The organism is Hymenobacter aranciens, assembly GCF_030580865.1.
Classification (GTDB): domain Bacteria; phylum Bacteroidota; class Bacteroidia; order Cytophagales; family Hymenobacteraceae; genus Hymenobacter; species Hymenobacter aranciens.
The window spans coordinates 182,250-206,631 of sequence record NZ_JAUQSY010000007.1; the positions used below are offsets into that span (position 1 = coordinate 182,250).

The 24,382-nt window shown below is 62.4% G+C and carries 17 protein-coding genes; 12 read left to right on the forward strand and 5 right to left on the reverse strand.

Going from position 1 to position 24,382, the window contains the following annotated elements; genetic code table 11:
- Positions 1-112: 112 nt before the first annotated feature.
- Entirely contained in the window at positions 113-550 is a 438-nt protein-coding gene (locus tag Q5H93_RS12040; protein ID WP_305006777.1) for a Spy/CpxP family protein refolding chaperone, read from the reverse strand.
- A gap of 392 nt (positions 551-942) precedes the next feature.
- Between Q5H93_RS12040 and Q5H93_RS12045 the strand changes: the two genes are divergently transcribed.
- The 6 genes from Q5H93_RS12045 (at position 943) to Q5H93_RS12070 (ending at position 7,124) form a co-directional block, all read left to right on the forward strand.
- On the forward strand, positions 943-2,019 hold the full coding sequence (locus Q5H93_RS12045) for a sensor histidine kinase (protein ID WP_305006778.1): 1,077 nt from the start codon (positions 943-945) through the stop codon (positions 2,017-2,019).
- Complete coding sequence (locus Q5H93_RS12050) at positions 2,016-2,762, forward strand: LytR/AlgR family response regulator transcription factor (RefSeq protein WP_305006779.1); 747 nt, start codon at positions 2,016-2,018, stop codon at positions 2,760-2,762. Before Q5H93_RS12045 ends, Q5H93_RS12050 begins: the two co-directional genes overlap by 4 nt.
- A 253-nt stretch (positions 2,763-3,015) precedes the next feature.
- The gene (locus tag Q5H93_RS12055) at positions 3,016-4,020 is read left to right on the forward strand and encodes a Kelch repeat-containing protein (RefSeq protein WP_305006780.1); all 1,005 of its coding nucleotides are present in this window, start codon (positions 3,016-3,018) and stop codon (positions 4,018-4,020) included.
- Positions 4,013-5,305 carry a DUF4270 family protein gene (locus tag Q5H93_RS12060; RefSeq protein WP_305006781.1) on the forward strand — a complete coding sequence of 431 codons (1,293 nt, stop codon included), beginning with the start codon at positions 4,013-4,015 and terminating at the stop codon, positions 5,303-5,305. Before Q5H93_RS12055 ends, Q5H93_RS12060 begins: the two co-directional genes overlap by 8 nt.
- A gap of 182 nt (positions 5,306-5,487) precedes the next feature.
- Positions 5,488-6,723 carry a serpin family protein gene (locus tag Q5H93_RS12065; protein WP_305006782.1) on the forward strand — a complete coding sequence of 412 codons (1,236 nt, stop codon included), beginning with the start codon at positions 5,488-5,490 and terminating at the stop codon, positions 6,721-6,723.
- Between the two features lie 65 nt (positions 6,724-6,788).
- Complete coding sequence (locus tag Q5H93_RS12070; protein ID WP_305006783.1) at positions 6,789-7,124, forward strand: DUF3140 domain-containing protein; 336 nt, start codon at positions 6,789-6,791, stop codon at positions 7,122-7,124.
- 7 nt (positions 7,125-7,131) lie between these two features.
- On the opposite strand, the gene Q5H93_RS12075 is transcribed toward Q5H93_RS12070, so the two are convergent.
- Complete coding sequence (locus Q5H93_RS12075; RefSeq protein ID WP_305006784.1) at positions 7,132-7,800, reverse strand: HAD family hydrolase; 669 nt, start codon at positions 7,798-7,800, stop codon at positions 7,132-7,134.
- A gap of 189 nt (positions 7,801-7,989) precedes the next feature.
- On the opposite strand from Q5H93_RS12075, the gene Q5H93_RS12080 reads away from it, so the two are divergent.
- The gene (locus Q5H93_RS12080) at positions 7,990-8,826 is read left to right on the forward strand and encodes an MbnP family protein (RefSeq protein ID WP_305006785.1); all 837 of its coding nucleotides are present in this window, start codon (positions 7,990-7,992) and stop codon (positions 8,824-8,826) included.
- 8 nt (positions 8,827-8,834) lie between these two features.
- Here Q5H93_RS12080 and Q5H93_RS12085 read toward each other — a convergent pair whose 3' ends face one another.
- On the reverse strand, positions 8,835-10,025 hold the full coding sequence (locus Q5H93_RS12085; RefSeq protein WP_305006786.1) for a hypothetical protein: 1,191 nt from the start codon (positions 10,023-10,025) through the stop codon (positions 8,835-8,837).
- Positions 10,026-10,173: 148 nt separating this feature from the next.
- Here Q5H93_RS12085 and Q5H93_RS12090 point away from each other — a divergent pair, with 148 nt between their 5' ends.
- From Q5H93_RS12090 to Q5H93_RS12110, 5 genes are all read left to right on the forward strand, one after another.
- Positions 10,174-11,304, forward strand: a complete 1,131-nt coding sequence (locus Q5H93_RS12090; RefSeq protein ID WP_305006787.1) for a hypothetical protein — start codon at positions 10,174-10,176, stop codon at positions 11,302-11,304.
- A gap of 292 nt (positions 11,305-11,596) precedes the next feature.
- Positions 11,597-12,286 (forward strand): hypothetical protein, encoded by a 690-nt coding sequence (locus tag Q5H93_RS12095; RefSeq protein WP_305006788.1) that lies wholly within the window; start codon positions 11,597-11,599, stop codon positions 12,284-12,286.
- A gap of 149 nt (positions 12,287-12,435) precedes the next feature.
- Entirely contained in the window at positions 12,436-15,009 is a 2,574-nt protein-coding gene (locus tag Q5H93_RS12100) for a T9SS type A sorting domain-containing protein (protein ID WP_305006789.1), read from the forward strand.
- Between the two features lie 201 nt (positions 15,010-15,210).
- The gene (locus Q5H93_RS12105; RefSeq protein WP_305006790.1) at positions 15,211-16,302 is read left to right on the forward strand and encodes an AAA family ATPase; all 1,092 of its coding nucleotides are present in this window, start codon (positions 15,211-15,213) and stop codon (positions 16,300-16,302) included.
- Between the two features lie 46 nt (positions 16,303-16,348).
- The gene (locus Q5H93_RS12110; RefSeq protein WP_305006791.1) at positions 16,349-16,861 is read left to right on the forward strand and encodes a hypothetical protein; all 513 of its coding nucleotides are present in this window, start codon (positions 16,349-16,351) and stop codon (positions 16,859-16,861) included.
- Here Q5H93_RS12110 and Q5H93_RS12115 read toward each other — a convergent pair.
- Positions 16,858-21,852: a DNA repair ATPase gene (locus Q5H93_RS12115; RefSeq protein WP_305006793.1), complete on the reverse strand. Its 4,995-nt coding sequence runs from the start codon at positions 21,850-21,852 to the stop codon at positions 16,858-16,860. The two genes, Q5H93_RS12110 and Q5H93_RS12115, sit on opposite strands and share 4 nt — an antisense overlap.
- 330 nt (positions 21,853-22,182) lie before the next feature.
- The gene (locus tag Q5H93_RS12120) at positions 22,183-24,348 is read right to left on the reverse strand and encodes a flotillin family protein (protein WP_305006794.1); all 2,166 of its coding nucleotides are present in this window, start codon (positions 24,346-24,348) and stop codon (positions 22,183-22,185) included.
- Between the last annotated feature and the right edge of the window lie 34 nt (positions 24,349-24,382).

The window sequence follows — 24,382 nt, forward strand, 5'->3', positions numbered from 1 at the left end:
GGACCGCCGGACTACCTAAACAGGTTCGCTGTCGGGCTGAGCGTAGCGAGGCATGACAAACGAAAAAAGCCCCGGCCAATGGCCGGGGCTTTTTCGTGGGGTTCCCAAATTGTTAGTTGTCAGTTTGCTTGGCTTTAACTTTGCCGTTTTTCTTGGCTTTCAGCTTGGTGTCGCCGTCGCCGCTTTTGATTTTGCCTTTGCCGCCGGGGCCGGGGCGGTTCGCCTGGCCTTTGCTGAACTTGGCGTACTGCTCAGGTGTCAGCACTTCCTTGTAGCGGGCGTCGTATTTGTCGCGGTCGGCCTTCTGGCGGCTTTCCATTTCCTCCCGCGAGGGGCGGGTGCCGTTTTGCGGGCGGTTGGCCTGCATATCCTTCGCGCGCTCCTCATCAATGGCTTTGATGCGGGCGGCCTGGTCGGCGTTCAGGCCGAGCTCTTTGGTGAGGCGCTCCGATTGGTTGCCGGGGCCGCCGGGGCGCTGCTGGTCCTGGGCGGTGGCGGTGCCGATGGTGAGCGCCAGGGCGGCCAGCAGCGGAAACAAGGTCTTCTTCATAAGAATGGAGGGAGGTGAAAGGGAAATGGAAAATGGACGAAGTGGGGGAGAAGAGAGGGAAACCGAGCGGCTGGGTGGGCCGGTCGTCAGCCGGTGGGGGCCGGCTGCCAGCAACCAGCATTTGGGTGAACTATTGGTTGGCGACGGTGCAAAGCTGCAACCCGCCCCGGCCGGCACCAACCCCGGCGGGATAAAGAGGAGCGAAACATCGACCGAAACGGCCAAAAGCCGGACTGATGCGGTTTTGAGGGTGTTGAAGGGGCCCCGCTACCCCCAAACCGGCCGTAACCGACCAAAACGGGCCGGTAGTCGATACTCTGCGCCCCTCGGTCGGAGGGGCGGCGGCCGGGCTGCGGCGCGCCGTTAAGTTTGCAGCATCTTTCTTACGAGCTATGACGGCAACTACCCTCCGGACCTTCCTTACCCCGCTCACTCACATGCTGGTGTGGGGGCTGTTCGGAGTGGTGTTCGTGCTTTACCCGCCGCTATCGGGCCACGTCGTGTTTCCGGCCGAGTTCTGGCTAAAGCAGGGCGTGCTGTTTGGCGTGTGGGTGGCTATTTTCTACCTCACTGCGAAAGTGACGGTGCCGCGGCTGCTGTTTCGGGGGCATACGGGGCAGTTTGTGCTGGCACTGCTGTTCACGGCGGTGGCGGTACTGGTGTTCAGTAGGTTCCTGGAAAACCTGCTCGACCTGCACGAGAAGCTGACGCTGGCCTTCCAGGCGGCCGGAATACCGCCGCGGCCGCCCAAGCCCGGCTTCCGGCTCGATAACATGAGCAGCCTCACGACCATGCTCGTGCTGGGCATCAGCACCAGCATCACGGTGGTGCAGAAGTGGCAGCACGAAACCCGGCAGCGCGAGCGGCTGGAGCAGCAGGAAATCAGCGCTGAGCTGAGCTTTCTGAAAGCTCAAATCAACCCGCACTTTTTCTTTAACACACTCAACAACATCTACTCACTCACCATTAGCAACGGCGAGAAAGCGCGCACGGCTTTGCACCGCCTCTCGCGCATGATGCGCTACGTGCTGTATGAAACCAGCGGCGGCACCACCCGCCTGAGCCAGGAAATCAGCTTCGTGCTCGACTATATGGAGCTGATGCAGCTGCGCCTCACCGACCGCGTGACGGTGACCTTCGAGCGCCCCGAACCGGTTCATGACGTGCTGATTGCGCCCATGCTGCTGCTGCCCTTCATCGAAAATGCCTTCAAGCACGGCGTGGCGGCCACGGCGGCTAGCCGCATCCACATTGCCCTGCGCCAGCCCAATTTGACGACCGTCGATTTTGAAGTCTGCAACACCAAGCTGGCCCTGCCCAACTCCGACCTCACCGGCAGCAACGGCATCGGCCTCGTGAACACCCGCCGCCGCCTCGACTTACTCTATCCCGGCCGTTATTCGTTGGAAGTAACCGACCCCACCGCCGACAACGAATTCTGCGTTAAACTGACTTTGCGCCTGGCATGAAAACCCTGAACTGTATTGCCGTCGACGACGAGCCGCTGGCCCTCGACCTCGTGTGCGCCTTCATTGAGCAAACGCCTTTTCTGAAGCTGGTGGGCCGCTACGGCAGCGGCGTGGAAGCCCTGCGCGGCCTGCACGAGCAGGAAGGCAATGTCGATGTCGCCTTTCTCGACATCCAGATGCAGGAGCTCAACGGCCTGGAGCTGGCCCGGGTGCTGGGCGCCAAAGCTCCGCGCATCGTTTTCACCACTGCCTTTCCGCAGTATGCGCTGGAAAGCTACAAGGTAGATGCGCTTGATTATCTGGTAAAACCCTTCAACTACGAGGAGTTTCTGCGGGCCGCCACCCGCGCCCTCAACTACGTGCAGCTGGCCCAGGCCAGCCAGGAGGCGTCCGTGGCCGCGCCGGTAGCCGCTCCGCCGGAAGAGGACCATATTTTCCTGAAAGTGGAATACCAACTGGTGCGCGTGGCGCTGGACGATATTCTCTACGTCGAAGGCCTGAAGGATTACGTGAAAGTGCACCTCCGCAGCACCCCCAAGGCCCTGCTTTCGCTTATGAGCCTCAAGGCGATGGAGGACCGGCTGCCGGCCCGGCGCTTCCTGCGCATTCACCGCTCGTTCATCGTGGCGCTCGATAAGATTGAGGCCGTGCGCCGCCTCACCGTGCAAATCGGCAGCCTCACGATTCCCGTGGGCGACCAGTACAAGGAAGCGTTTTCGCAGTTCCTGAGCCGCTGGTCGTAGCGGAGTTAAAAGTTAAAAGTGAAGAGTTAAAAGGGGAGAAAGCGTGCGGTTTTTAACCCTTCACTTTTAACTTTTAACTCACCGCAGCGAGCGGTCTGCTAAACCACCTTTTTGGCCGACGATTTCGGGGTGTTTATCCACTCCCGGGGCTTTTGTGCCTTTTGCCTTGCAACGCCCGGTGCCCCCCAGGGCTCCTCTATGTGCCGGGCTTGGCGTTCCTCCGAACTAACTAAACGACCCTACCTACGCTTTCATGAAAAATTTGCTTTTGGCTGCCCTGCTCACGCTGGTGGCCCTGAACTTTAGTGCCTGTTCCTCCGACGATGACGAAACGACTGTTATTCTGGGCGACTGGAAAAAAGTTTCTCAATACGAAGGCGTTGCCCGCAATTCGGCCGTCGAATTCACCCTCAACGACAAGGCTTACGTGGGCCTGGGTACCGATGGCGTGGACAAGCTCACCGACTTTTGGGAGTACACGCCGGGCACCAATACCTGGCGGCGCGTGGCCGATTTTCCGGGTGTGGGGCGCTACCTGGCGGTGGCTTTCGCGGCCAACGGCAAAGGCTACGTGGGCACCGGCTACGACGGCGTGAACAAGCTCGCCGACTTCTGGGAATACGACCCCACGGCCAACCAATGGACCCGCAAGGCCGACTTTGGCGGCTCGGCCCGCTACAGCGCCGTAGCGCTGACTATTAACGATAAAGGCTACGTGGGTACGGGCTTCGACGGCAACTCGAAAAAGGACTTCTGGCAGTACGACCCGCTGACGGACACCTGGACGGTGAAGCCCAGCTTCGGCGGCAACAAGCGCCTGGGCGCCTCGGCCTTCACCATCGGCAACGTAGGTTACCTGATGCTGGGCTCGAACAATGGCACCTACGAGACGGATGTGTGGTCGTATGACCCCGCCACCGAAAGCTGGACCCAGCACCGCGACCTCGTGCTGCACGACGACGATGACGACGCCAAAGACTACAATTTCAGCGCCGTGCCGCGCCAGAACGCGGCCAGCTTCGCGGTGGATGGCAAGGGCTACGTGGTGGGCGGCACCAACAGCGGCAACCTCATCAGCTGCTGGGCCTACAACCCCGCCACCGACATCTGGTACCAGAAAACGGACTTTGAGGGCTCGGCCCGCAACTACGCCGTGGGCTTCGGCATCGGCGACCGCGGCTACGTGGCGCTGGGCCTGAACGGCACCACCCGCCTCGATGATACCTGGCAGCTATTCCCCGAGAAGGAAAGTGAGTAAGCGGCTGATTGTGCGCGGAGTGCTGGCCCTGCTGGCCGGCCTCCCCCTGCTCCTGACGGCCTGCGACGACCCCACCGTGGACCTGGAGCTGAGCACCGACCCCACCGAGCGCAACGCCTACTACACCGACACCATCACGGTGCGCAGCAGCACGGTGCTGGTCGATTCGGTGCCGTCGTCGGCCACGGCCTACCTGCTGGTGGGGCGCTACGTGGATGCGCAGCTGGGTACCATCGAAGGCCGCAGCTACCTGCAGCCCAGCCTGGCGGCCGCCTTCCAGCCTACTACCGAGCTAAGCTACGACTCGCTGGTGCTGGCCCTGACGCCCGACGCCTACCGCTACGGCGACACCACCCGCACTCAGCAGCTGCTGGTGCACCGGGTGCAGCAGCCCTTCGTGGCCACCAAAACCTACTACACCCGCGACGCCCTGAGCTACGACGCTACGGCGCTGGGCCAGCGCACCTTCCGCGCCCCCAAGAGCCTGGCCAGCCTGCGCGTGCGCCTGGGTGGCACCCTGGGCCCGGAGCTGTGGCAGGCCGGCCTCAATAACCGCCTGACCAGCAACGACGAGCTGCGCGAGGTGCTGAAAGGCCTGGCCCTGCTGCCCGGCCCGGCCGACAATGCCGCCATCGTGAGCTGGAGCCCTACCGCCACGCTGCACCTCTATTACCACGACCCGCTCGACCCTACCACGGCCCTGAATACGGACTTTGAATTGGGCACCCGCCACTTCTTCCAGCTCGAAGCCGACCGCAGCAGCACGCTGCTGGCTTCGCTCACGCAGGTAAAGAAAGGGCTGCCCAGTACCGCCACCGCCAACCAAACCTTCATCGAGGCCGGGCTGGGCCTATACACCAAGCTCGAATTCCCGTATCTGCTTAACTTCCGGGACGTGGGCTCGGGCTTTGTGTTCGGCTCGGCCGAGCTGAAGCTGGAAGTGGTGAGTAACACGGCCACGCGCCAGCTGCCGGTGCCCGCAGTCGTGGTGCCGCAGCTCGTCAGTCGCGGCAACCAGCTGGGCGCCGCCTTCCTGAACTCGGCCGGCACTACGCTCACCATTCCGGCCGTGACGGCCGTTTCGACCCGCACCGGCCTCGACCAAACCAGCTACACCCTCGACTGCTCGGCCTATATTGAGGCGGTGGTGCTGGGCACATTGGCCAATGATGGCCTGCTGCTAAACGGTGATGCGCAGGTTGCCACGGTAGGCCGGGCGGTGCTGGGCGGCCCTGGGCACGCAACGAATCCGCTGAAAATAAGTGCTTATTACACGCGGCGCTAGCGCTTGCGCTGCACAATCAAGGTAGTCCGAATTTCGCTGGGGTTCCGTTGGGCGTTGCCGGAAAGAAGGAGAATAGAAAAGTCAGGGAAAAGCCGCGCAACCATTGCGCACCGGGGCCGGTCTGGCAGAAAGACGGCTGGCCTGCTTTTCTTTACTTTCCCACTCTTTCACTTTTGTTTGTGATGAAATCCCTTCCCTTCCGCTCGGCGCTGCTGGGCACTGCCGTAGCCCTGACGCTGACGGCCTGCCAGAAAGACAACACCAAGCCCGAGAACCCGTCCACCCAGCGCCCGCTCAACACCGCCGAGCGCCAGACGCTAAACAGCTCCAACGACTTCGCCTACCGGGCCTTTGGCGCCCTGCGGCAGGAAGACCCGCAGGAAAACCTGTTTATGTCGCCACTGAGCATTTCGGCGGCCCTCACCATGGCCTACAACGGCGCCGACGGCACCACCAAGGATGCCATGAAGCAAACCCTGGGCTTCCAGCCGATGACGGACTTGGAAATCAACCAGTCGTACCAGAGCCTGTTTGCGCTGCTCGGCGGCATCGACAGCCGGGTGACGTTCACGGCGGCCAACTCCGTCTGGCACGCGCCGCGGGTGCAGCTGGCCCCGACCTTCGCCCAAACCAACCAGACTTACTTCGGGGCCACGGTGCAGAGCGCGCCCTTCGGCAATCCGGCCGCCGCTGCCACCATCAACGACTGGGTATCGACCAACACGCGGGGGAAGATTTCGACTATTCTGGACGCGACTACGCCCGACGACGTGATGTACCTTATCAACGCCATCTACTTCAAGGGCGCCTGGACGTACCAGTTTAACCCCCAGCTGACGCGCCCCGAACCCTTCCGTCTGGCCAGCGGCAGCACCCGCAACGTGGACTTTATGACCTTGCTGCGTGGTAAATACCTTCATTACCAAGATGCGCAGCAGCAGGTTATCGACCTGCCCTACGGCAACCGCCAATACAGCATGACCTTGGTGGTGCCGCAGGGCACCACTACCTTGGACAACGTGGCCGCCAGCCTCAGCAGCGCCCAGCTCAGTACCTGGCTGGCGGCGGCCGACACCAGCAGCATGGAGCTGCACCTACCCAAGTTTAAGCTCGCCAGCGACAAAGACCTCAAGCCGATGCTCGCGCAGTTGGGCATGGGCGTGGCCTTCGGCGGTGGCGCTAATTTCGGCCGGCTGCTGGCCAACAACTCCGATGGGCTGTCCATTACGTCCGTCAAGCACAAGGCGGTGCTGGAGGTGAATGAGGAGGGCTCGGAGGCGGCGGCCGTCACGTCCGTGGGTATTGGCACCACCTCGGTGCCGCCCAGCGTGCGCATCGACCGGCCGTTCATCTTCCTCATCCGCGAGAAGTCGTCGAACGCCATTCTCTTCATGGGGCAGCTGACGAATCCGCAGTAGGCTTAACCTTTGGGGCTTTAAGGGAGTATGCTGGAGGAATTTCCCACCTCCAGCATACTTTTTTTATGGCTAACACGCCCGACATCCACGCCGCCTTCAAGGCCGATGTAAACATGACTGCTTCCGAACTGGAGAAGTGGCTCAAAACCGACGAATCGAAGTCCGTGGGGCAGGACAGCGGCGACGGCGAAAGCATCGGGCACCACTCGGGCGAGCACATCGTGCGCATTCTGCACAAGAAAAAGGCCGACCTCACGGCCGACGACGAGGCCCACATGCACAAAGTGCACAGCTACGTGAGCCGCCACCGGGCCCAGGGCCCGCACGATAAGAAGGACGTGGAAACCTCGCGCTGGCGCTACTCGCTGATGAACTGGGGCCACGACCCGCTGAAAAAGTAGCCCCGCCTTACGGCGCCGGCACGGCCGCCAGCAAGTCCTGAAAAAACGCGCCGGTGTAGTCCGGCGCGCAGTGGCGCACGTTGGCGAGGTCGGCAAATTCGGCGGCTTCGTGGGTGGTGAGGAGCACCACGGCATCCATGCCAGCGTTGCGGGCGGCCTCGGCGCCCTTGGGCACGTCTTCGAACACGAGGCAGTCGGCCGGGGCCACGCCGAGCTGGGCGGCAGCCCGGAGGAAAGTTTCGGGGTGGGGCTTGCTCAGCGTCACGTCGTCGGCGCTCACGATGGCCTGGAAGTAGTGCCGGATGTGCAGGTTATCAAGCACAAAATCGATGTTGAACGGAATGGCGGCCGAGCCGATGGCCATCGGGATGCCGCGCTGGTGGGCCTGCTCCAGGAAGTCGGCCAGACCGGGCAGCAGCGCCAGGTGCGGACGAAACTCCTGTTGGTAGCGCTGCTCTTTTTGCAGGGCCCAGTGGTCCATCTCGGCGGGCGTAAACCGGTCGGGGCCGAACAGGCGCACCAGCACCTCCTGGTTTTTGCCGTACATCTGCGGCTTCACCTCGTCCCAGCCGAAGCTGCCGCCCAGGTCGTTGTTCAGCAAATGCTGCCAGGCCCGGGTGTGGTATTCCATGTCGTGAATAAGGGTGCCGTTGAGGTCGAAGAGGAATGCCTGCATAGAGCGAAAAACGAGGTAGCGAAAGGAAAAATGGCCCTGAATAAGGCCGGGCGTTGGGAGTAGAACCGGTGGCCCGGCCGGGTGTTCGGGCTGTGCCAACAAATGAGCCAACCAGCGGGGGAGCGCTGCTCCGGCGGTTCGGGGTTATCTTCGCTGGCCCGCCGCGGGTATTGCTGTTCTTGAAAACGTATGCGCCACTACGCCTGCCTGCTTGCCCTGATGGGTGCCGCCCTGCTCGGCGGCTGCGCCGATAAAAAGGCCGACCCCACGCCGCCGCCCGCCCCCGTGGGCAGCCTCCACATCGACGTGGAAAACGTGGTGGGCCCCGACCCGCTGGTGCTCGACACCCGCACCTACACTAGCCCGGCCGGCGAGCCGTTCACGGTGTCAACCTTTCGCTACTACCTTTCTAATTTCAAGCTCACCCGGGCCGATGGCAGCCAGTACGCCGTGCCCGAGAGCTACTTCCTGGTGCGCGAGCTGCGCCCCACCGACCCCTGGACCGACACCGGCAAGCACATCGTGCTCGACAGCATTCCGGCGGGCGACTATACCGGCGTCTCGTTTCTGATTGGGGTGGATGAGGCGCGCAACACGGCCGGCGCCCAAACCGGCGCCCTTGCCCAAAGCAACCACATGTTCTGGGACTGGCGCCAGGGCTACATCTTCCTGCAGATGGAAGGCCACTCGCCCGCCTCCGGCGACCCCGTGGCGCACCTGCTGTCGTACCACATCGGCGACTTTGCCAACCCCAACAACCTGCGCGAAGTGGCCCCGCCGCTGCCCGGTGGAGCCACCATCCGGCTGGCGGCCGGCGGCCGGTCGGCGCTGAAAATGCGCGCCGACCTGCTGCGCCTCTTCACCGGCGGCACCCCCGACACCGACTTCCCGGTCGAGTTTGGCCCGTACTGGTCGGCCTCGGGCGGGCGCGACGCCAGCACCATCGCCACCAACTACGGCGGTAGCCCCGAGCGCGGCGTGGTGGGTACGAACTCGATGTTTGCGGTGACGGAAGTGCAGAACTGAGGAAACTCTTAGTCCGGTTTTTGAAGCCGGTAGCGCAGCGCCTGGCTCAGGGTATCGACGTAGAAGGCGCCCTGTGCCCCGCTTTCGGTGTTGACACTAAAACGTACTTCGGTAGCTCGTTGCGGGGGCTGAAACGTGGCCAGCTGCGCCAGCTTCAGCAGGCGCAGGGCGCGGGGCTGGTCGTGCGGGAGCAGGCCGATTTGCTGGTGCTCCTCATCGAACAGGTAGTAGGTGCGGGTTTGGCCGAGATAGGCGGCCTGCATGCGGGTGCCGAGCTCGCCAATCACATTTTCGAGGGGAAAAGACGCCAGCTGGCGGCCCGTGAGGTCGAGCAGGCGGGCGCTGGCCCCGGCAGTGGCATTGCCCTGCGGGTCGTAGTCGGGCAGGTAGCTCACCAGCACGTGCTGGTTGTTCACCAGCAGGGTGCCGCCCACTTGCAGCCCGGGCTTTTCGAAGGGCGTGACGCGGCCATCGGCCCGGATGATGTGGAAGCTGGTGAGCAGCGTGCGGCCGTCTTCCGACAAGGCCACCGGCGAGTTGCAGCCGCCCGTCCAGCTACTCAGGCGCTGCTGGCGCAGCTGGCCGGTGCGGGCGTCGAGCAGCAGCAGCAGCTGGCCGCCCGCGTCGCTGTCGGGCGGGGTCAGGTCGAGTTCGAAGGCCAGGGCCCCAAACTGCGGCAGGTAGCCCAGGAAGGCCGGCTGCCGGGCCACGGCGCAGGCGGCCAGGTCTTCGGTCATCTCCTTTTTCAAACTCGACTTCAGTATCCGCCGCGTGAACTGCGGCTGCCCGTCGGCCCGCAGCAGGCGGAAGGTGTAGGTCACCTCCACGCCCTGCACGGTGCGGTCGTCGAGGCCGGGGGCGGGGTCGCCCAGGTTCACCTCGCCGGCTTCGGGCGGGTAGGTGTAGCGCAGGGGCCGGGTGCTGTCGGGGGCGGCGCTGGCCTCTACCCGGTAGCTTAGGCCGTCGATGCGCACCAGCGGCGACACGGGCACCTGCTGCTCGCCCCGCCAGGCGTAGGGCTCCAGGGCGGTGTAGGGCGGCACGGTATCGGCCAGGGCCAGCGCGGGGCGTGCCACGGCGGCCACCGGCGCGGGGGCGGGGAGAGGCTGGGCCGGAATGGTGGGGGCCTGGCGCTGGGTGGGCTGCTGCGTGCAGCCGGCCAGCAGCAGGCCGGCGGTGAGAAGAGAAAGAAGACGCATGCTGGTAGCTGACAAGGGCCGGGGAGGGGTACTAAGGTAGAAGGTTTTCGCGCCGCCGGGCGGGCGGCAGGGGGCTTGAAAAAGCCGGGCCCGTCGTGTACCTTGCGCCCGCTGGCGGCGCTGCACCACCCCCGCCAGCCCCACTCGCATGGCCGATGCGCCCGAAGAAGCCGCCACCCCCGGCCCCCGCTCCAAAGAAGAAATTCTGGCCGACCCACAGCTGCGGGCGCAGCTGGCGGGCTACGAGCCCACGCTGCACGACCTGGTGCTGCAAGAGTACGCCCGCCTGCTGGCCGACCTCCACCGCCACGGCGCGCTATACGAGCAAAACCTCGAAGCCCTGCTGCACCAGCACTCCCGGCAAGCCCGCAAGTATCTCTGGTTGATTCAATATCAAAAGCTCTTTGACCTCGAATGCCAGTGGCGCGCCGAGCTCGTGGAGGTGCCCGAAGCCCGGCTTACGGCCGACTTCGACGACTGGCACAACTACATTGAGGAGTGCCCCGTGCTGCCGCCCATCAGCCCCGAGGAGGTGGACCTGCTGAGCGCGTTCATCGGCCAGTGCACCGAGTCGGACGAGCTGAACGAGGGCAACTTCTGCAACCTGTTCTGGATGCGGCGTCAACACCCGAACCTCTACTCCGACGACGACGAGGATGCCCACGAGGTCATCAAGCCCTTCACCCATTTCTGGGACCTGCGCCGGGGCACCGGCTACCTGCGCCGGCTGCCCAACCCGCGCGGCGAGCGCGAGCAGCGCTACCTCGATGCCGTGATAGCCGACTACCACCGCCAGCAGCCGCCCGCTACCCCCCACGACGAGGACGACGCCCTGCCCCAGGCGCCCACCTTCGGCCCGGCCCACGACGAGCTGATGCGCGACTGGCTCCGCCAATTTGAGCCCGCCGCCCGCCAGCGGCAGTTCGAGGCCAAGCTCCAGCTCCGCGCCTTCGACGCCTCCGAAGGCAGCTACCACCTTGCCCTGGCCCTGGAGCGCCTCCGCAATGCCGGCCCCTCCGGGCCGGTGCCTATCGATGCCCACGCCGACTGGCGCGAGGCCATCATTGCCGCCGGCCACCGCCACTACCTCGCCCAGGTGCGCGCCGCCCTGCCCGGTGCCTATGCCGACTACTGCCAGCGCCAGCAGCTTGGCATCAGCCACGAGCCGCCTACCGACAGCCATCGCTACCAACCCCGCGGCTCCGTCTTTGCGCACTGCGCCGAGCGCATCCGCCGGGGCCGCCGCCTGCTCGGCGAGCCCGACGATTTAGATTTCTAGCGGCCCGGGGACTCCCACCTCGGGCGGAATTGGAATTCCGCGTGAGGTGGGGAGTCCACCTGCTTCGGAATTCCAATCCCGCCCAAGGTGGGGAGTCCACCTGCTTTGGGATTGGGATTCCGCCCGAGGTGGGGAGTCCCCGGGCTTCGGAATTCCAATTCCGCCCGGGGTGGGGAGTTTTCCGGGTAGTTGGGCGGCAGCCCGGGTATTTTTCTGACAGCCGGCAGGTTGAGTTTGGAAAGTTGCGAAAAATAAATAGTTTTGCGGCTCACCTTTATTCAACTGCTTAAGTATGGAGCCTACTCCCAACCCCGGCCCGGCCACCGCGCCCGCCTACACCCCCTTCATCCCCCGCGACCAGGACGAAAAGGCAGCCCTGTGCCTGCGCCTGGCTACCGCCTGGAAAAAGAACCCCCAGCTGGTGCTTATCTGGATAACCCAGGCGGCCTTCGAAACCAAGGCCAAGAACTACTACCAATCCGTCATCGACAAAACGGCGGTGGCGGCCAAGCGCGGCGGCATCACCCTCACCCTGGAAGAGGCCGATGACAAAATCCGGGAAGGCCTGCCGTACCTCAAGGCCATCCTGCTCACTAAATTCAAGAAAGGCCACGACAAAGCAAAATATCCCGAGTTCGGCATCATCACCCGCAACGACGGCTTCGAGCTGCCCAAGAAACACACCGAGCGCGCCAAAGCTCTCACCGCCATGCTCAAAGCTCTCAAGGATTACAGCCTCGAAGACGGCGAATTTGGCACCGAGTACTGGGGCCCCATCGAACAAGCCTACGTGAAAGGCGACAAAGACTCGAAAGACAACGACGCCACCGTGGGCAGCCTCGTGGGCACCAAAGACGCCCTCGAAGACGAGGTGACCCTGGTGCTCTCCAAAATGCTGACGCTGCTGGAGGCCCAGTACCCGGACGAAAAGGAGCTGGCGGGCAAGCGGCGGGAGCTGGGGTATTTGAAGGAGTACAGCTAAGCGCCAAAAGGCCCCGCTGGAATGAGTCCGGCGGGGTATTTTTTTAGCAGTCAACCGCTCTTCGCCGATAGTTGTAGACAAATTATTACCTTGTGTGGCGAACTGGCCGGGTGACCGTCGGTTTGGCGTACTGCTAATTTTCAATAGCTATGAAACAGATTATACTTTATTTACTTCTGCTGCTACTGTTGGCTACGCCAGCAATGGCTGGCCCCGGTCCTCTCGTTGTTTCTCAGCATGCGGCTGGTAGCCCCCTGGCCAATGTGCTTAATCCCGACGGCACCCTGCGCCCTGGCACCACGGGCTCGTTTGATGCCGGGCAGCTGGCCCTCTGCACTACCCCCGATGGACGGCCCGCGTTTCGGCCCGCCGGCCCGGCTGGCGCGGGCGACGAACACTGGCAGGGCGGCGGTAGCCGGGACAATGGCACCGACGGTGTAATCTGTGCCGTAGCAGTAGCCGGCTCCACCGTGTATGTCGGGGGCTACTTTCGCAAGGCCGGTAATTTATCTGCTCCAGCGGTGGCCAAATGGGATGGCTCGGCCTGGAGCAGCTTGGGCACCGGCCTGAACGGCAGGGGCGCCAGCAACTTTGGCGTCCGGGCTCTGGCCCTGGCCCCCAACGGCGACCTATACGCGGCGGGTAATTTCAGCGCCGCGGACAGCACGCCGGTCAGCAACATCGCCCGTTGGAACGGCAGCACCTGGAGTGCCCTAGGCACCGGCCTAAGTGGGGGACAAGTGCGCGCCCTGGCCTTGGCCCCCAATGGCGACCTGTATGCCGGCGGCGACTTCACCCAGGCCGGCACCGCCACCGCCTCCGGCATTGCTCGTTGGAACGGCAGCACCTGGAGCCCCCTGGGCACCGGCCTAAGTGGCGGTAACATTTATGGCACTGGCGTGAATGCCCTGGCCGTTGCCTCCACCGGCGACGTGTATGCGGGGGGGACCTTCGACCACGCCGGGGGCTTGCCCGCCAATCACATCGCCCAGTGGAACGGCACGGCCTGGAGCAGCCTGGGCACCGGGGTTGATGGTTATAGGGTGACTACCGTGGCCGTGGCCCCCAATGGCGACCTGTATGTGGGAGGCGACTTTGCCCTGGCCGGCAGCACCCCGGTTGCGATGGGCGTAGCCAAATGGAATAGTACGGCTTGGAGTGCGCTGGGTACCGGTTTGGGTATTGTTGACAGTGAGGTTCAGGTCTTGGCCATCGCTGCTAATGGGGACGTGTATGCGGGCATCTATTTTCCCGAGTTGGGGCCTAGTGGGGTAGAGAATCAGGGCCATCGGGTAGCCAAATGGAATGGCGCCACCTGGAGTGGCCTGGGTACTGCCGCAAGGGGGGCGGAGGGTGGGGTGTTAGCGCTTGCGCTGGATGCCAGTGCCAATCTGTACGTGGCCGGAAATTTCATCATGTTTGGCAGAATGCCGAACAATCGCATAGTCCGGTGGAGCATCACTGACAGCAACTGGAACAGCCTGGGCAGCGTTTCGCCGTTAGGCTTATATGGGCAGGGGGGCCTGGCGTGGACCGTCGTGGTGGCTCCCAACGGCGACGTATACGCGGGTGGCTATTTCACGCAGGCTGGCAACACCCCGGTCAGCAACATTGCGCGCTGGAACGGCACCGCCTGGAGCAGCCTGGGCACGGGGCTGAATGGGGTGGTAGCAGCCTTGGCCATCGCTCCCAACGGCGATGTGTACGCGGGCGGCACCTTCACCCAGGCCGGTGGCAGCGCCGTCAGCAACGTTGCCCGCTGGGATGGCACCACTTGGCACCCACTCGGGGCTGGCCTGAACCAGCATGTTTTGGTATTGGCCGTTACTCCCAATGGGCAGGTGTACGCTAGCGGCAGATTCAACAGCACCGGCACCACCCCCATCAACGGCATTGCGAAGTGGGATGGCAGCACCTGGAGCAGCGTGGGCCCAGGGACCTCTGATACAGCCGTAGCCTTGGCCGTAGCGCCTAATGGGGATGTGTATGCTGGTGGCTTCATTCAGGGTAGTAATGTAGCCCGCTGGGATGGCGTAGCGTGGAGCACTATCAATACTCCAGCCAGGAACGCGAATATTAAAGCCTTAGCCCTGGTCGCCAACGGTGATATGTACATCAGTAGTTATTCCAGCCTGGGCCTAGGCCCGCCGCTCAGCACCATCTACAAGTGGAACGGCACCACGTGGAGCACTCTGGCGACTAATTTTACGGCATATGTATACAACATGACCATAGCTGCCAACGGCGACCTCTACGCGGCAGGTGGTTTCCATCGGATTGAGAGCCTAGCGACTAAAAACGTGGCTCGCTGGGATGGCACTACCTGGAGAAGCCTAGGTACTGGCATCAACGGCGAAGTATATAGTGTCGCCACCGGCCCGGCCGGTCAGGTGTATGTAGGTGGGCGCTTCAGCGCCGTTGGCGATGACAGCAAGGAGATGATTAGCTTCGGTATCTACGGCGCTACGGCCCTGACTGCCCAGGCGCCCGCTGCTGCTGCGCCGCTGGCCGTATTCCCTAACCCCGCCCACGCCACGGTCACCGTGCGTCTGCCCACTGGCGCAGCCCCGCAGCCCCTGCAGCTGACCGATGAACTAGGTCGCACTGTGCGCCATTATCCTGCCCCCGCCACCCCCAACGCCGTGCTCGACCTGCATGGCCTGCCCGCCGGTGTATACCTAGTGCGTAGCGGCCACTACAGCCAGCGTCTGGTGGTGGAGTAATTTGTTGCTCTCGTGTCCCAGGTGACTCGGATGTTCTCCAAGATGCTGACGCTGCTGGAGGCCTAATACCCGGATGCGAACGAGCTGGCGGGCAAGCGGCGGGAACTGGGGTATTTGTAAGGAGTATAGCTAAGACGTGAAAAGGCCCCGCTGATGGATGTCGGCGGGGCTTTTTTGGGTTATTCGGCGTAGTTTCGCGGTATGTTAAAGCACCTCAACATCCGCAATTTTACCGTTTTCGCCGAGGCTGATTTTGAGTTCAGCAAGGGGCTGAATGTGATTGTGGGGACGAATGGGACGGGGAAGAGCCATGTGCTGAAGTTGGGGTATGCGGTGTTGAAGGGGTTGAACAGCCAACTGAATGAGGCTTTAGCAGAGCGGTATTTTACGGATACGTTTTTAGGAACTATCCTACTAGATGTTTTCCGGCCAGCACCTAATAATTTAGATGAGTTAATTCGCAGAAGCAACAAGGTAGATGATGCCAAGCTCGCCTTTACGCTCTACAATGAGACGATAAGACCAGGTGACTTCACTTGTAGTTCAGATGGAACTGCAATGGAAAATCCTTTCATTATAAATGTGCCTTCAGTGCCATTGTCCACCGAGGCTGCTACCACCCTCCTCAATGAGATTGGGCAACCGGTATACATTCCTGCAAAAGAAATATTGACATTAGGATGGATATTGCCCGCATCTAAACAACTTGTGCTTCCGATAGACAAGAGTTATTTGGACTTATTAACTCAGCTTAGTGGACTGTCTTTGCAGCAGCCAGAACCAGCTGCTGCAACAGCTATAAAAGAACTTGCCAATGACCTAAAAGGTGAGGTGCAGGAAGAAGGAGGACGTTATTACTTAGTGTATCCTAAGCAACCTCGTATGGAAATGACGATGGTAGCTGAAGGATTACGCAAATTCGGCACTTTACAAAAACTACTCGCAAACGGTAGTCTTACTTCTAAAGCAACATTGTTTTGGGATGAACCAGAGGCAAACCTGAATCCTGCTCTACTGCGCAAACTGGCAGCGGTATTGCTAAAACTGGCTGGTCAGGGTTACCAAATCATCCTCGCCACCCACAGCCTATTCCTGCTAAAGGAATTCCACATCCTGGCCCAGCGCGAGCCCACGCCCATCCGCTACTTCGGTCTCTACGAAGGCCCGGACGGGGCCACCCAGGTAGAAACCACCGACGACTTCGAAACCCTGGAGCACATCGCCGCCCTTGATGCGGAACTAGCGCAAACGGTCGATTTCCAACAAGCCCTCGACCACAACGATGCCAACTGAAACCGAGGGCTGGCTCACGTTTGAGGTTCCCGAAACGTGGTACTTGTTGAAGTACGACGACCGGACGAAGCCCGGGTTTTATAAAACCCGAATGGAAGTCATTGATGGCACGAAGGGCGTTGACTTCATAGCGGGCCAGCCGCCGCATTTTACGCAGGTGTGGTTGCTGGAGGTAAAAGACTTTCGGGAATATCAGGCCGAACTGGACGCGGAGCTGAAAGCCGGCACCCTGGTGCTGGAAGTAGTGCAAAAAGCCGTGCATACCTGCGCCGGCTTGTACCTGGCCGCCTGCGGCAAGCACGAATTGATTCCGGCTGACCTGCGCGCCGCCGCGCTCCGACCGCCGCAGTGGAAGCTGGTGTTGTTTCTGCAACAAGACCCGTTGCCAGATTCGCCTCACGAGCAGACGAACAAGAAGGCAGTACACAATCGTGTGGTGCAACGGCAAGACATTGCCAAGAAGTTGCGCGCAAAGCTCAAGCCGCTAGGCATCGGCTCCGAATTGGCCGAGCTGGACCACCTGCCGAAAAACGCAGGCTGGATGGTTACTTCGGCCTAATCTTTCTCCAGCACCTGCCGGATGCCGCCGAGCCCCCCAGCAATGTTCTCCAGCTGGGCCAATACGCTTTGCAGCTGGCCGCCGCTGCTCTGGCGCAGGTTGCGGGCGAAGGTGGCTTTGATGTCGGCCCAGCGGGCTGCCTCTTCCGCGTTGAGCCAGCCGAGCAGCTCGCGCAGCTTGAGCAGGTTGGCCTCGGTGCCGGTGGTTAGGGTCTGGGCCTCGCTGAGGTAGTGGGTTTCGAGCAGGGTGCGGATTTCGGCGTCGTTCATTACCGGGCGCACTTTTTCGGCCAGCTTGGCCATGTTGCGGTAGGAGCCCTGCAGCTTGAAGGGCGGCTCGGTGCGGTACTCGGCGGCCTGCGCGGCCGAGGCAATGTAGGCCTGGTTGACGCGGGCCACCACGTCGCGCAAGGTCAGCAAGTGGCGCAGCACGGCCACGTACTCCTGGATTTCGGCCGGCGAGTGGCTGGCCTCGAACGAGAGGCCGGTGCTGTCGTCGGTGGCGGCCAGGCGCAGCAGCGGGTGCAGGTCGGCGGGGCTTTTGGCGGCCAGGCGCGCCAGCACGGGGTTCGAGACGAGGGCGTTTTCGAGGTAGCTCAGGGCGAAGGCCGGGGCCGAGTCGCCGATGATATCACCGAGGTTGTAGATGTCAGCACGGTTGGCCAGCATGTCGGGGATGCGGAACTGCTCGCCGCTCTCGGTGTAGGGGTTGCCGGCCATCACCACGGCCACCTTGCGCCCCCTAAAGTCGTAAGTGCGGGCCCGGCCCTGGTACACACCCTCGATTTTGCGCTGGGCATCGCAAAGCGAGATGAACTTCTGCAAAAACTCCGGGTTGCAGTGCTGGATGTCGTCGAGGTAAATCATGACGTTGTCGCCCATCTCGAAGGCTAGATTGAGCTTCAGCAGCTCCTCGCGGGCGCCGGAGTTGGGGGCCTGAGCGGGGTCCACGCTGGTCACGGCGTGGCCGATGGCGGGGCCGTTGATTTTCATGAAAATCAAGCCCAGGCGGTTGGCCACGTACTCCATGAGGGTCGTCTTGCCGTAGCCCGGCGGCGAGATGAGCAGCAGCAAACCCATGAGGTCGGTGCGCTTGTTCTCGCCCGCCGTGCCGATTTGCTTGGCCAGGTTGGCCCCGATGAGCGGCAGGTACACCTCATCAATCAGCTTATTCCGCACGAACGACGACAGCACGCGGGGGCGGAATTCCTCCAGCCGCAGCTCTTGGGTGAAGTTAGCCAGTAGCTGCTTTTTCAACTCGCCGAAGGCTTCGAACTGCGGCACTACCACGCGTAGGTAATGATGCAGGCGGTGGCGGAACTGGGGGAAGTCGAGCGCGTAGCTGCGGTCGTGGATGCGCGGGTGCGTGCCTTGCAGTTCGGTGATGGTTTCGTGCAGCGGCGTGCGCACGATGCGGGCGGGGTCAAAGGAGTTGGTTAATAACAGGACTGCTACCTCGTTCACCCCACCCCCCAGCCCCCTCCCCTTCGGGAGAGGGGGAGCCGAGGCGACGCTGATGCTGGCAGTTGCATTCGTCAGGCTCCCCTCTCCCGAAGGGGAGGGGCCGGGGGTGGGGTGACCGGTGCTAGACTTTTCGAAAGCCCCCACCCACTGCCGCACCAGCTGAAACTGCTGCGCCGGCTGCTCCGCCAGCGCCGCCACCGAGCCCTCGTACAGCTCCGTTGCGTTGCGCTCCTTCAGCGACTGCTGAAACGCCTGATATAGCTCGGCCGCCTCGGGCGCGATGACGAACGTCTCGCCCCGCGTGAGCTCGGCGAATAGGTAGTCACCCGCCTCATCCACCTCGGCCAAAGTAAACAAGCCGGTGCCGCTGGCGAATTCCTCCACCGCCGTTTGTAGCTCCAGTTTCAGCGCCTCGAATTCCCGCGAATCGGGAAACACCTGCAGCAGCACGCCGATGCCGTGCAGCTGGTGCTGCCAGGCCGCCTTGCGCTTGCGTCCGGCGAAGCGTTGCCAGTAGAGCGCGGCGGCGGCGCGGGCGGCGGCCGGGTAGCGCAGCAAATCGGCGGTGCGGGTGAGGCGCACCAGCGCTTCGAGCAGGCGGGCCGCATCGTGGTCGTGCACACCCTTGAGGTAGCCCTCGGCGTAGCGCGGGACCATGAACTGCTGCACGTAAGCCGTGAGCTCGGCCACGGTGAGGTGGGCCAGCTCATTCAGGGAAAGCGTGGCGGGGGCGCCGTCGCGGGCGGGCGCGGGGTGCTGGGCGGCCTGCAAAATCAGCCAGGCCAGGTACTCGGCGCGGTACACGTCGGCGTTTTCCGACACCACCGTCTGGTCCCACACCGCCCGGGCGGCCAGGATGGCGGGCTCGGTGATGGGCTGGAAAAAGTTGGTGCCGGTGAGGTGGTAGTGCAGCTCGCCGTCGCGCAGCACCACGGTCAGGTCGAGCGGCTGGGTGTTCACGGTGAAGGCGTAGGGGCCGAACTTCAGCGCCTGCCCACCGTCGGTGAAGAGCTCGGCGCGGTCGCGCAGCTGGCGCAGAGCGTCCTCTTTCACCGTTTTGAGGCGGCTCTGGATGTCGTCGGCCTTCACCGGGTCGCCCAGGTTCAGCAGCTCCTGCACGGTCTGGCGCACCTTCTCCACCATCATATCCGAGGCGAAGTAGCCGTTGATGTCGGCCACCGTCTCGAAGCGGGCCAGCCGGGCCTGCACGGCTTTCAGAATGCGCTCGGTGGATTGCAGCAAAGCCGAGGCACGTTGGTTGCGGGCCGCCACCAGGGCCGCCTTGCGCGTCTCAAAGGCCTCGTACACCGCCTCGCGCTTGTCGGTCAGCTGGGCCAGGAACTCGTCAAAATCCGGAAACTTGCCCTCCAGCTCTTCCAGCTGCACCAGCAGCTTCGAGCTGTACTCGTCGCACTTGGCGGGCGTGTCGCTCAGGTCAAGGTAGTTTACCAGGGCCTGGTCGAGCAGCTTGAGCTGAGCCGTGAATTCGGCCTGGGCCTCGGTGCCGGCCAGGGCCTGCCGCCGCCGCTTCAGCGCCGCCCGAATCTGGTTGAAGCCCGCGTAAATCGTGGAGATGCTGTCGATGATGCGCGTGGTCTGGGTGGGGTCGTCCATCGGCAGGTTGCTCACCACCTCAATCAGCAATTCCAACTCGCCCGACACGGCGGCGGCTTCCTTTTCGCGCTCGTTGGCCTCGGTGGTTTTCTGGATTTTCTCCACCCCGTCGGCAATGGCCTGCACCCGCGTGGCGTAGGGCGTCAGCGCGTCGGGCCGCAGCAGGAACTCCACGGTCTGGGCGGCCACGTCCTTGCTGAGCTGCTCCAGGTCGGCGGCGGCTTTTTCCACCGTGGGCAGGTCGGCGTAGCGCAATTCTTTTAGCGAAATCACCGCCCCGCGCACGCTGCGCAATTCCGCCAGCAAACCCACGTACTCGTTCACATCAGCCGGGGCGCTGCGCTTGATGCGGCCCGTCAGCTCGTCGGCCAGGGCCAGCACGCGCTGGGTTTCAGCGGCGGTTTCGCGGCGGATGCTCAGCACCTTGTCGAACTCATCCACGGCCGCCTTGGCGGTTTGCTGGATGTCGCGCAGGGGCTCGGCCAAGGCCTGGGCCGCCGGCTCGCGCAGCCAGTGGTAAGTGTCGGTGAGGGTGGTGGTGAGGCGGATGAGGTCGAGGTAGAGGCCGGCGTAGCTGTCGTCCTTGCCCAGCAGGGTCAGCACTTCCTGGGCCTCGGCCATGGCCCGCACGATTTCGCGGTTGCCCAGCTTGTAGAGGTAGGAGTCCGAGGTCACCGGCAGCTCAAAATCCGGCCCCACGTAGGGCGTCTGCCAGATTTGCACGGCGTGGTGCTTCTTGGGCTCCTCGTCGGCGCGGAAGTAGCACAGTTCGCCGTTCTCAAACAGCGCGTAGCCGTGGCAGCTGATGGGGTTATCCACCCGCTGCGCAATCAGATTGTACGACAGCAGCAAATACGCGCCCTGCTCCTTATTGAAGAATACGTACAGAAAATCCTCCCCATTCGGCGCGGCAATGCGCTTCTCAAACAGCATATCCCGCGGCCCTTTCTCAAACAGCTTGCCCTCGCCGGTTTGCAGGTAGAAGCCGTGGGCAAAAATCAGTCCCTGCCCGTCGGGCAGCAGCACGCAGGCGTCGGCCAGCGCGTCGAGACGCTGGGCGGTTTGCAGCTTCGAATTGTAGATAAAATACCGGTAGTCCGGCTCCTGGTAGGGCCGGATTTTGAGCAGCACCAGGTTGCCCACCACGGCGTAGTAGATTTCCGAGTCGTCCAGCGTCTGGTCCTTATCGGCCACCGGCTCGGCCAGGATGCCGCGCCCGGTAGCGGTGTTGTCCTCAATTTTGATGGTGAGGTCGCCGCCGATGGTTTCCACGAACACCTTATCCTCGATGCTGATGTGCGGGTGCTTGCCGGGCCGCTGCATGTCGCGCGTAGTGCGCTGCCAGTTGAACTCGTGCTGCGGCGGGTAGGTGTACTCGTGGTCCGAGCGGTTGTCGATGTACGTCAGCGTATCATCCTTCAGCAGCCACTTAAAGGTCTTGATGTCGTTCACGCTCTTGCCCACCCGGAACACCATAAACAGGCTGTTCTCGCGCACGGCAAACTTGACGAACTGCGTGTTCTTGTAGTAGCGGTAGAGGTTGCGGAACTCCTCGGCAAACTGCGCATTGTTAATCAATTCCAGCCCCAGCGGCCGAAACTCGTGGTCGGCATAATCATACACCCCGAACACGTCGGACAGCTCCACGTCCGTTTTCAGCCCCAGCACCACATTGTAGCCAAACAGGAATTTATTCCCCACCGGCACCATGTCCCAGGGCACGCAATTATGCTCGGTGGTGATGCGCCCCGTACCGATAAGCCGCGTGTCGATGGCCCCGAACACGGCCTTGCGCTCGGTATTGAGCGTGGCCAGGCGGGCGCGGAGGTCGTCGGCGCTTTTTTGCAGGCGCGTGCGAAGGATGTCGTAGGTGCCGCCTTCGAGCTTGAGGTCGGGCGCGGTAGTTGGTTCCATGCAGGGGAGGAGGGAGGGCGGAAAACTCCCCTCCTTTTCAAGGAGGGGACGCCAAGCCGCAGGCTTGGCTGGGGTGGTTAGTTGTCGGCAGGGCTTTCGGGGGAACCTCACCCCCTCACCCCCAGGGGGTCAGGGGGTGAGGACGATTCTATTGCCGAACTCGCTAGGAGCATGTCTGGTGCCCCCTCTTTTTTGGGAATGCGCATCAAGCATTCTTCGGGGGGCAGGGGGTGAGGTTGACGTTCGGGTATCGTTCAACGACTTCAACCACCCCCGTTCGCGCCTCTTCAGCGCTCACATCCCCTCCTCATCTGAGGAGGGGAGTTCGTTCTAGCCCAGGTTTAAGGTCTTCACCATCTTATCCCCAATCCCCAGCGCCTTAGCCGTACTAGCCAGCTGCGTAATCGTATTCCGCGTCGCATCATCCCCCGCCTTGTTCATCATCTGCAGCAGCAGCGCCGAGATGCTTAGGTTTTTCACGTCGTCCGAGCTCAGCCCGAACTTATCCACGAACCGCCGCAGGTTTTCCTTAAAATCCCCGCCGTCGGCCCCGAAGAAGGCGTCCTTCACCGTACCCAGCACTTCGGAGTTGTGCACAGCCCGGTCAATCATTTTGCCCTTGGTGATGGAGCCGATAATCTGGTCGAAGAACATCGTTTCGCCGCCCACGATGTCGATTTTAGCCGACTTCAGGGCCTCCGAAATCACGCCCGACTGCGCGGCCGCAATGTCCTTCTGGATGTTGATTTGAGCCAGCTCCACTGCTTTGTCCTTGTCGAGGCGCAGCTTGAATTCCTCGTGGTCTTTGCCCACGCCGTCGAGCTTTTTCATAGCGTCAGCCTTGGCCTCGATGCCCTTGGCTTCGACGGCGAATTTCTGCTCGTTCACGGCCGCTTCGGCGAAGCCCTTTTTCTGCTCGGCATCGGCTTTGGCCTGGATGATGTCGGCGTCGGCGAGGCCTTGCTCGCGGTTGATTTTAGCGGCCACCAGGCCCAGCTTCTCGTTGGCGTCGGCCTGGGCCACGGCGCGGGTCTGGATGGCCTGGGCCTCGGCGGTGGCGGTGAGCTGCATCACGTTGGCTTCCGATTCGCCCTCCTTCTGGCGGGCGCTGGCTTTGGCCTGCATCACTTGGGCTTCGGCCAGGCCCACGGCGGTAGCTTTGCTGGCCTCAGCTTCAGCCAACGTGCGGATGGCCTGAGCCTTGAACTCGGCGGTGGCCTTCTCGGCCTCGGCGTCAATTAGTGACTGCTTGGCGCGGAACTCGGCGGCCTGCTTGGCCATGTCGGCCTCGCCTACCAGGCCCACGGTAGCGGCCTCGGCGGCCTGCTTGGCGGCGGTCAGGGCCACCAGCTTCTCACGGTCGGCCTGGGCCTGGGCGCGGGTGTCCTTGATGCGTTCTTCTTCCACGACGGTGGCTTTTTCCACCGTAATCCGCTCGCGGATGATGCTTTGGATGTTCTTGCGCTCTTCTTCCAGCGCCTTTTCCTTCTCAATCTGGGCCAGGGCCACGATGCGCTCCCGCTCGTTGATTTCCAAGGACCGGGCCTGCTCCACGCGCTCGGTTTCGACGGCATCGGTGCGTTGCTTGTTGCGCTCGGCCACCAGGATTTGACGGTCGCGGTTCTGCTCGGCAATCTGGATTTCTTCGTCGGCGGCGATGCGGGCTTTTTCGCCTTTCAGCCGCTCTTCCTGGCGTACTTTCTCAGTTTCGGCCGCCTCGCGGTCCTTGATGTTGGCAATTTCGCGGAGCTGCTTCTCGGAGTTTTCGGCCAGCTGCTTCTCCAGCTGCATGATGGTTTCTTGCGCCTCCACGTCCTGCTTCTTGATGGTTTTCTGCTGGTCGCGCTGAATCTGGTTGGCCTGGATTTTCTGCTCCGAGGTCAGAGCGATGATTTTCTTGATGCCCTCGGCGTCGAGAATATTGTCCTGGTTGAGCGAGTGCAGCGGCGTCTGCTCCAGATAGTCGATAGCACAGTCGTCGAGCACGTAGCCGTTCAAATCGGTGCCGATGATGCGCAGAATTTCCTGCTTGAACTGCTCGCGTGAATTGTACAGCTCAATGAAATCGAAGTGCTTGCCTACTGTTTTCAGGGCTTCCGAAAACTTGGCATCGAACAGACTTTCCAGCGCCACCGAATCGGAAGCGCGGTGTGCACCGATGCTCTGGGCCACGTTCACCACGTCGTCGTGCGTTTTATTGACGCGGATGAAGAAGTTCACCTTCACATCAGCCCGCAGGTTGTCCTTACACACCAGACCTTCGGCTCCGGCGCGGGAAATGACGATGGTTTTCAGCTTAATATCCATCACCTCCAGCGTGTGGAGGATAGGCACGACGATGATGCCGGAAAACGACACCTTGGCGTCACCCATGCCGGTGCGCAACAGGGCCTCGCCCTGCACGGCTTTCTTGTACATCCTAGCGATAACCGCCAAAAAGCCAAGGAAAAACAGACCGAGAATGACGAGCACGGCCCAGGAAAGAGAGGCTACCATGAGAAGTAGAGGTTGTTGAAAATGAGTCGAAAGT

Bases quoted from the DNA above. Each gene is read 5' to 3' on its own strand.
- Q5H93_RS12070 (WP_305006783.1), top strand. From the start codon at position 6,789: ATGGCTAACACGCCCGACATCCACGCCGCCTTCAAGGCCGATGTAAAC.
- Q5H93_RS12115 (WP_305006793.1), bottom strand. From the start codon at position 21,852: ATGGAACCAACTACCGCGCCCGACCTCAAGCTCGAAGGCGGCACCTAC.
- Q5H93_RS12065 (WP_305006782.1), top strand. From the start codon at position 5,488: ATGAAATCCCTTCCCTTCCGCTCGGCGCTGCTGGGCACTGCCGTAGCC.
- Q5H93_RS12105 (WP_305006790.1), top strand. From the start codon at position 15,211: ATGTTAAAGCACCTCAACATCCGCAATTTTACCGTTTTCGCCGAGGCT.
- Q5H93_RS12075 (WP_305006784.1), bottom strand. From the start codon at position 7,800: ATGCAGGCATTCCTCTTCGACCTCAACGGCACCCTTATTCACGACATG.
- Q5H93_RS12100 (WP_305006789.1), top strand. From the start codon at position 12,436: ATGAAACAGATTATACTTTATTTACTTCTGCTGCTACTGTTGGCTACG.
- Q5H93_RS12085 (WP_305006786.1), bottom strand. From the start codon at position 10,025: ATGCGTCTTCTTTCTCTTCTCACCGCCGGCCTGCTGCTGGCCGGCTGC.
- Q5H93_RS12045 (WP_305006778.1), top strand. From the start codon at position 943: ATGACGGCAACTACCCTCCGGACCTTCCTTACCCCGCTCACTCACATG.
- Q5H93_RS12090 (WP_305006787.1), top strand. From the start codon at position 10,174: ATGGCCGATGCGCCCGAAGAAGCCGCCACCCCCGGCCCCCGCTCCAAA.
- Q5H93_RS12095 (WP_305006788.1), top strand. From the start codon at position 11,597: ATGGAGCCTACTCCCAACCCCGGCCCGGCCACCGCGCCCGCCTACACC.
- Q5H93_RS12055 (WP_305006780.1), top strand. From the start codon at position 3,016: ATGAAAAATTTGCTTTTGGCTGCCCTGCTCACGCTGGTGGCCCTGAAC.
- Q5H93_RS12080 (WP_305006785.1), top strand. From the start codon at position 7,990: ATGCGCCACTACGCCTGCCTGCTTGCCCTGATGGGTGCCGCCCTGCTC.
- Q5H93_RS12040 (WP_305006777.1), bottom strand. From the start codon at position 550: ATGAAGAAGACCTTGTTTCCGCTGCTGGCCGCCCTGGCGCTCACCATC.
- Q5H93_RS12050 (WP_305006779.1), top strand. From the start codon at position 2,016: ATGAAAACCCTGAACTGTATTGCCGTCGACGACGAGCCGCTGGCCCTC.
- Q5H93_RS12120 (WP_305006794.1), bottom strand. From the start codon at position 24,348: ATGGTAGCCTCTCTTTCCTGGGCCGTGCTCGTCATTCTCGGTCTGTTT.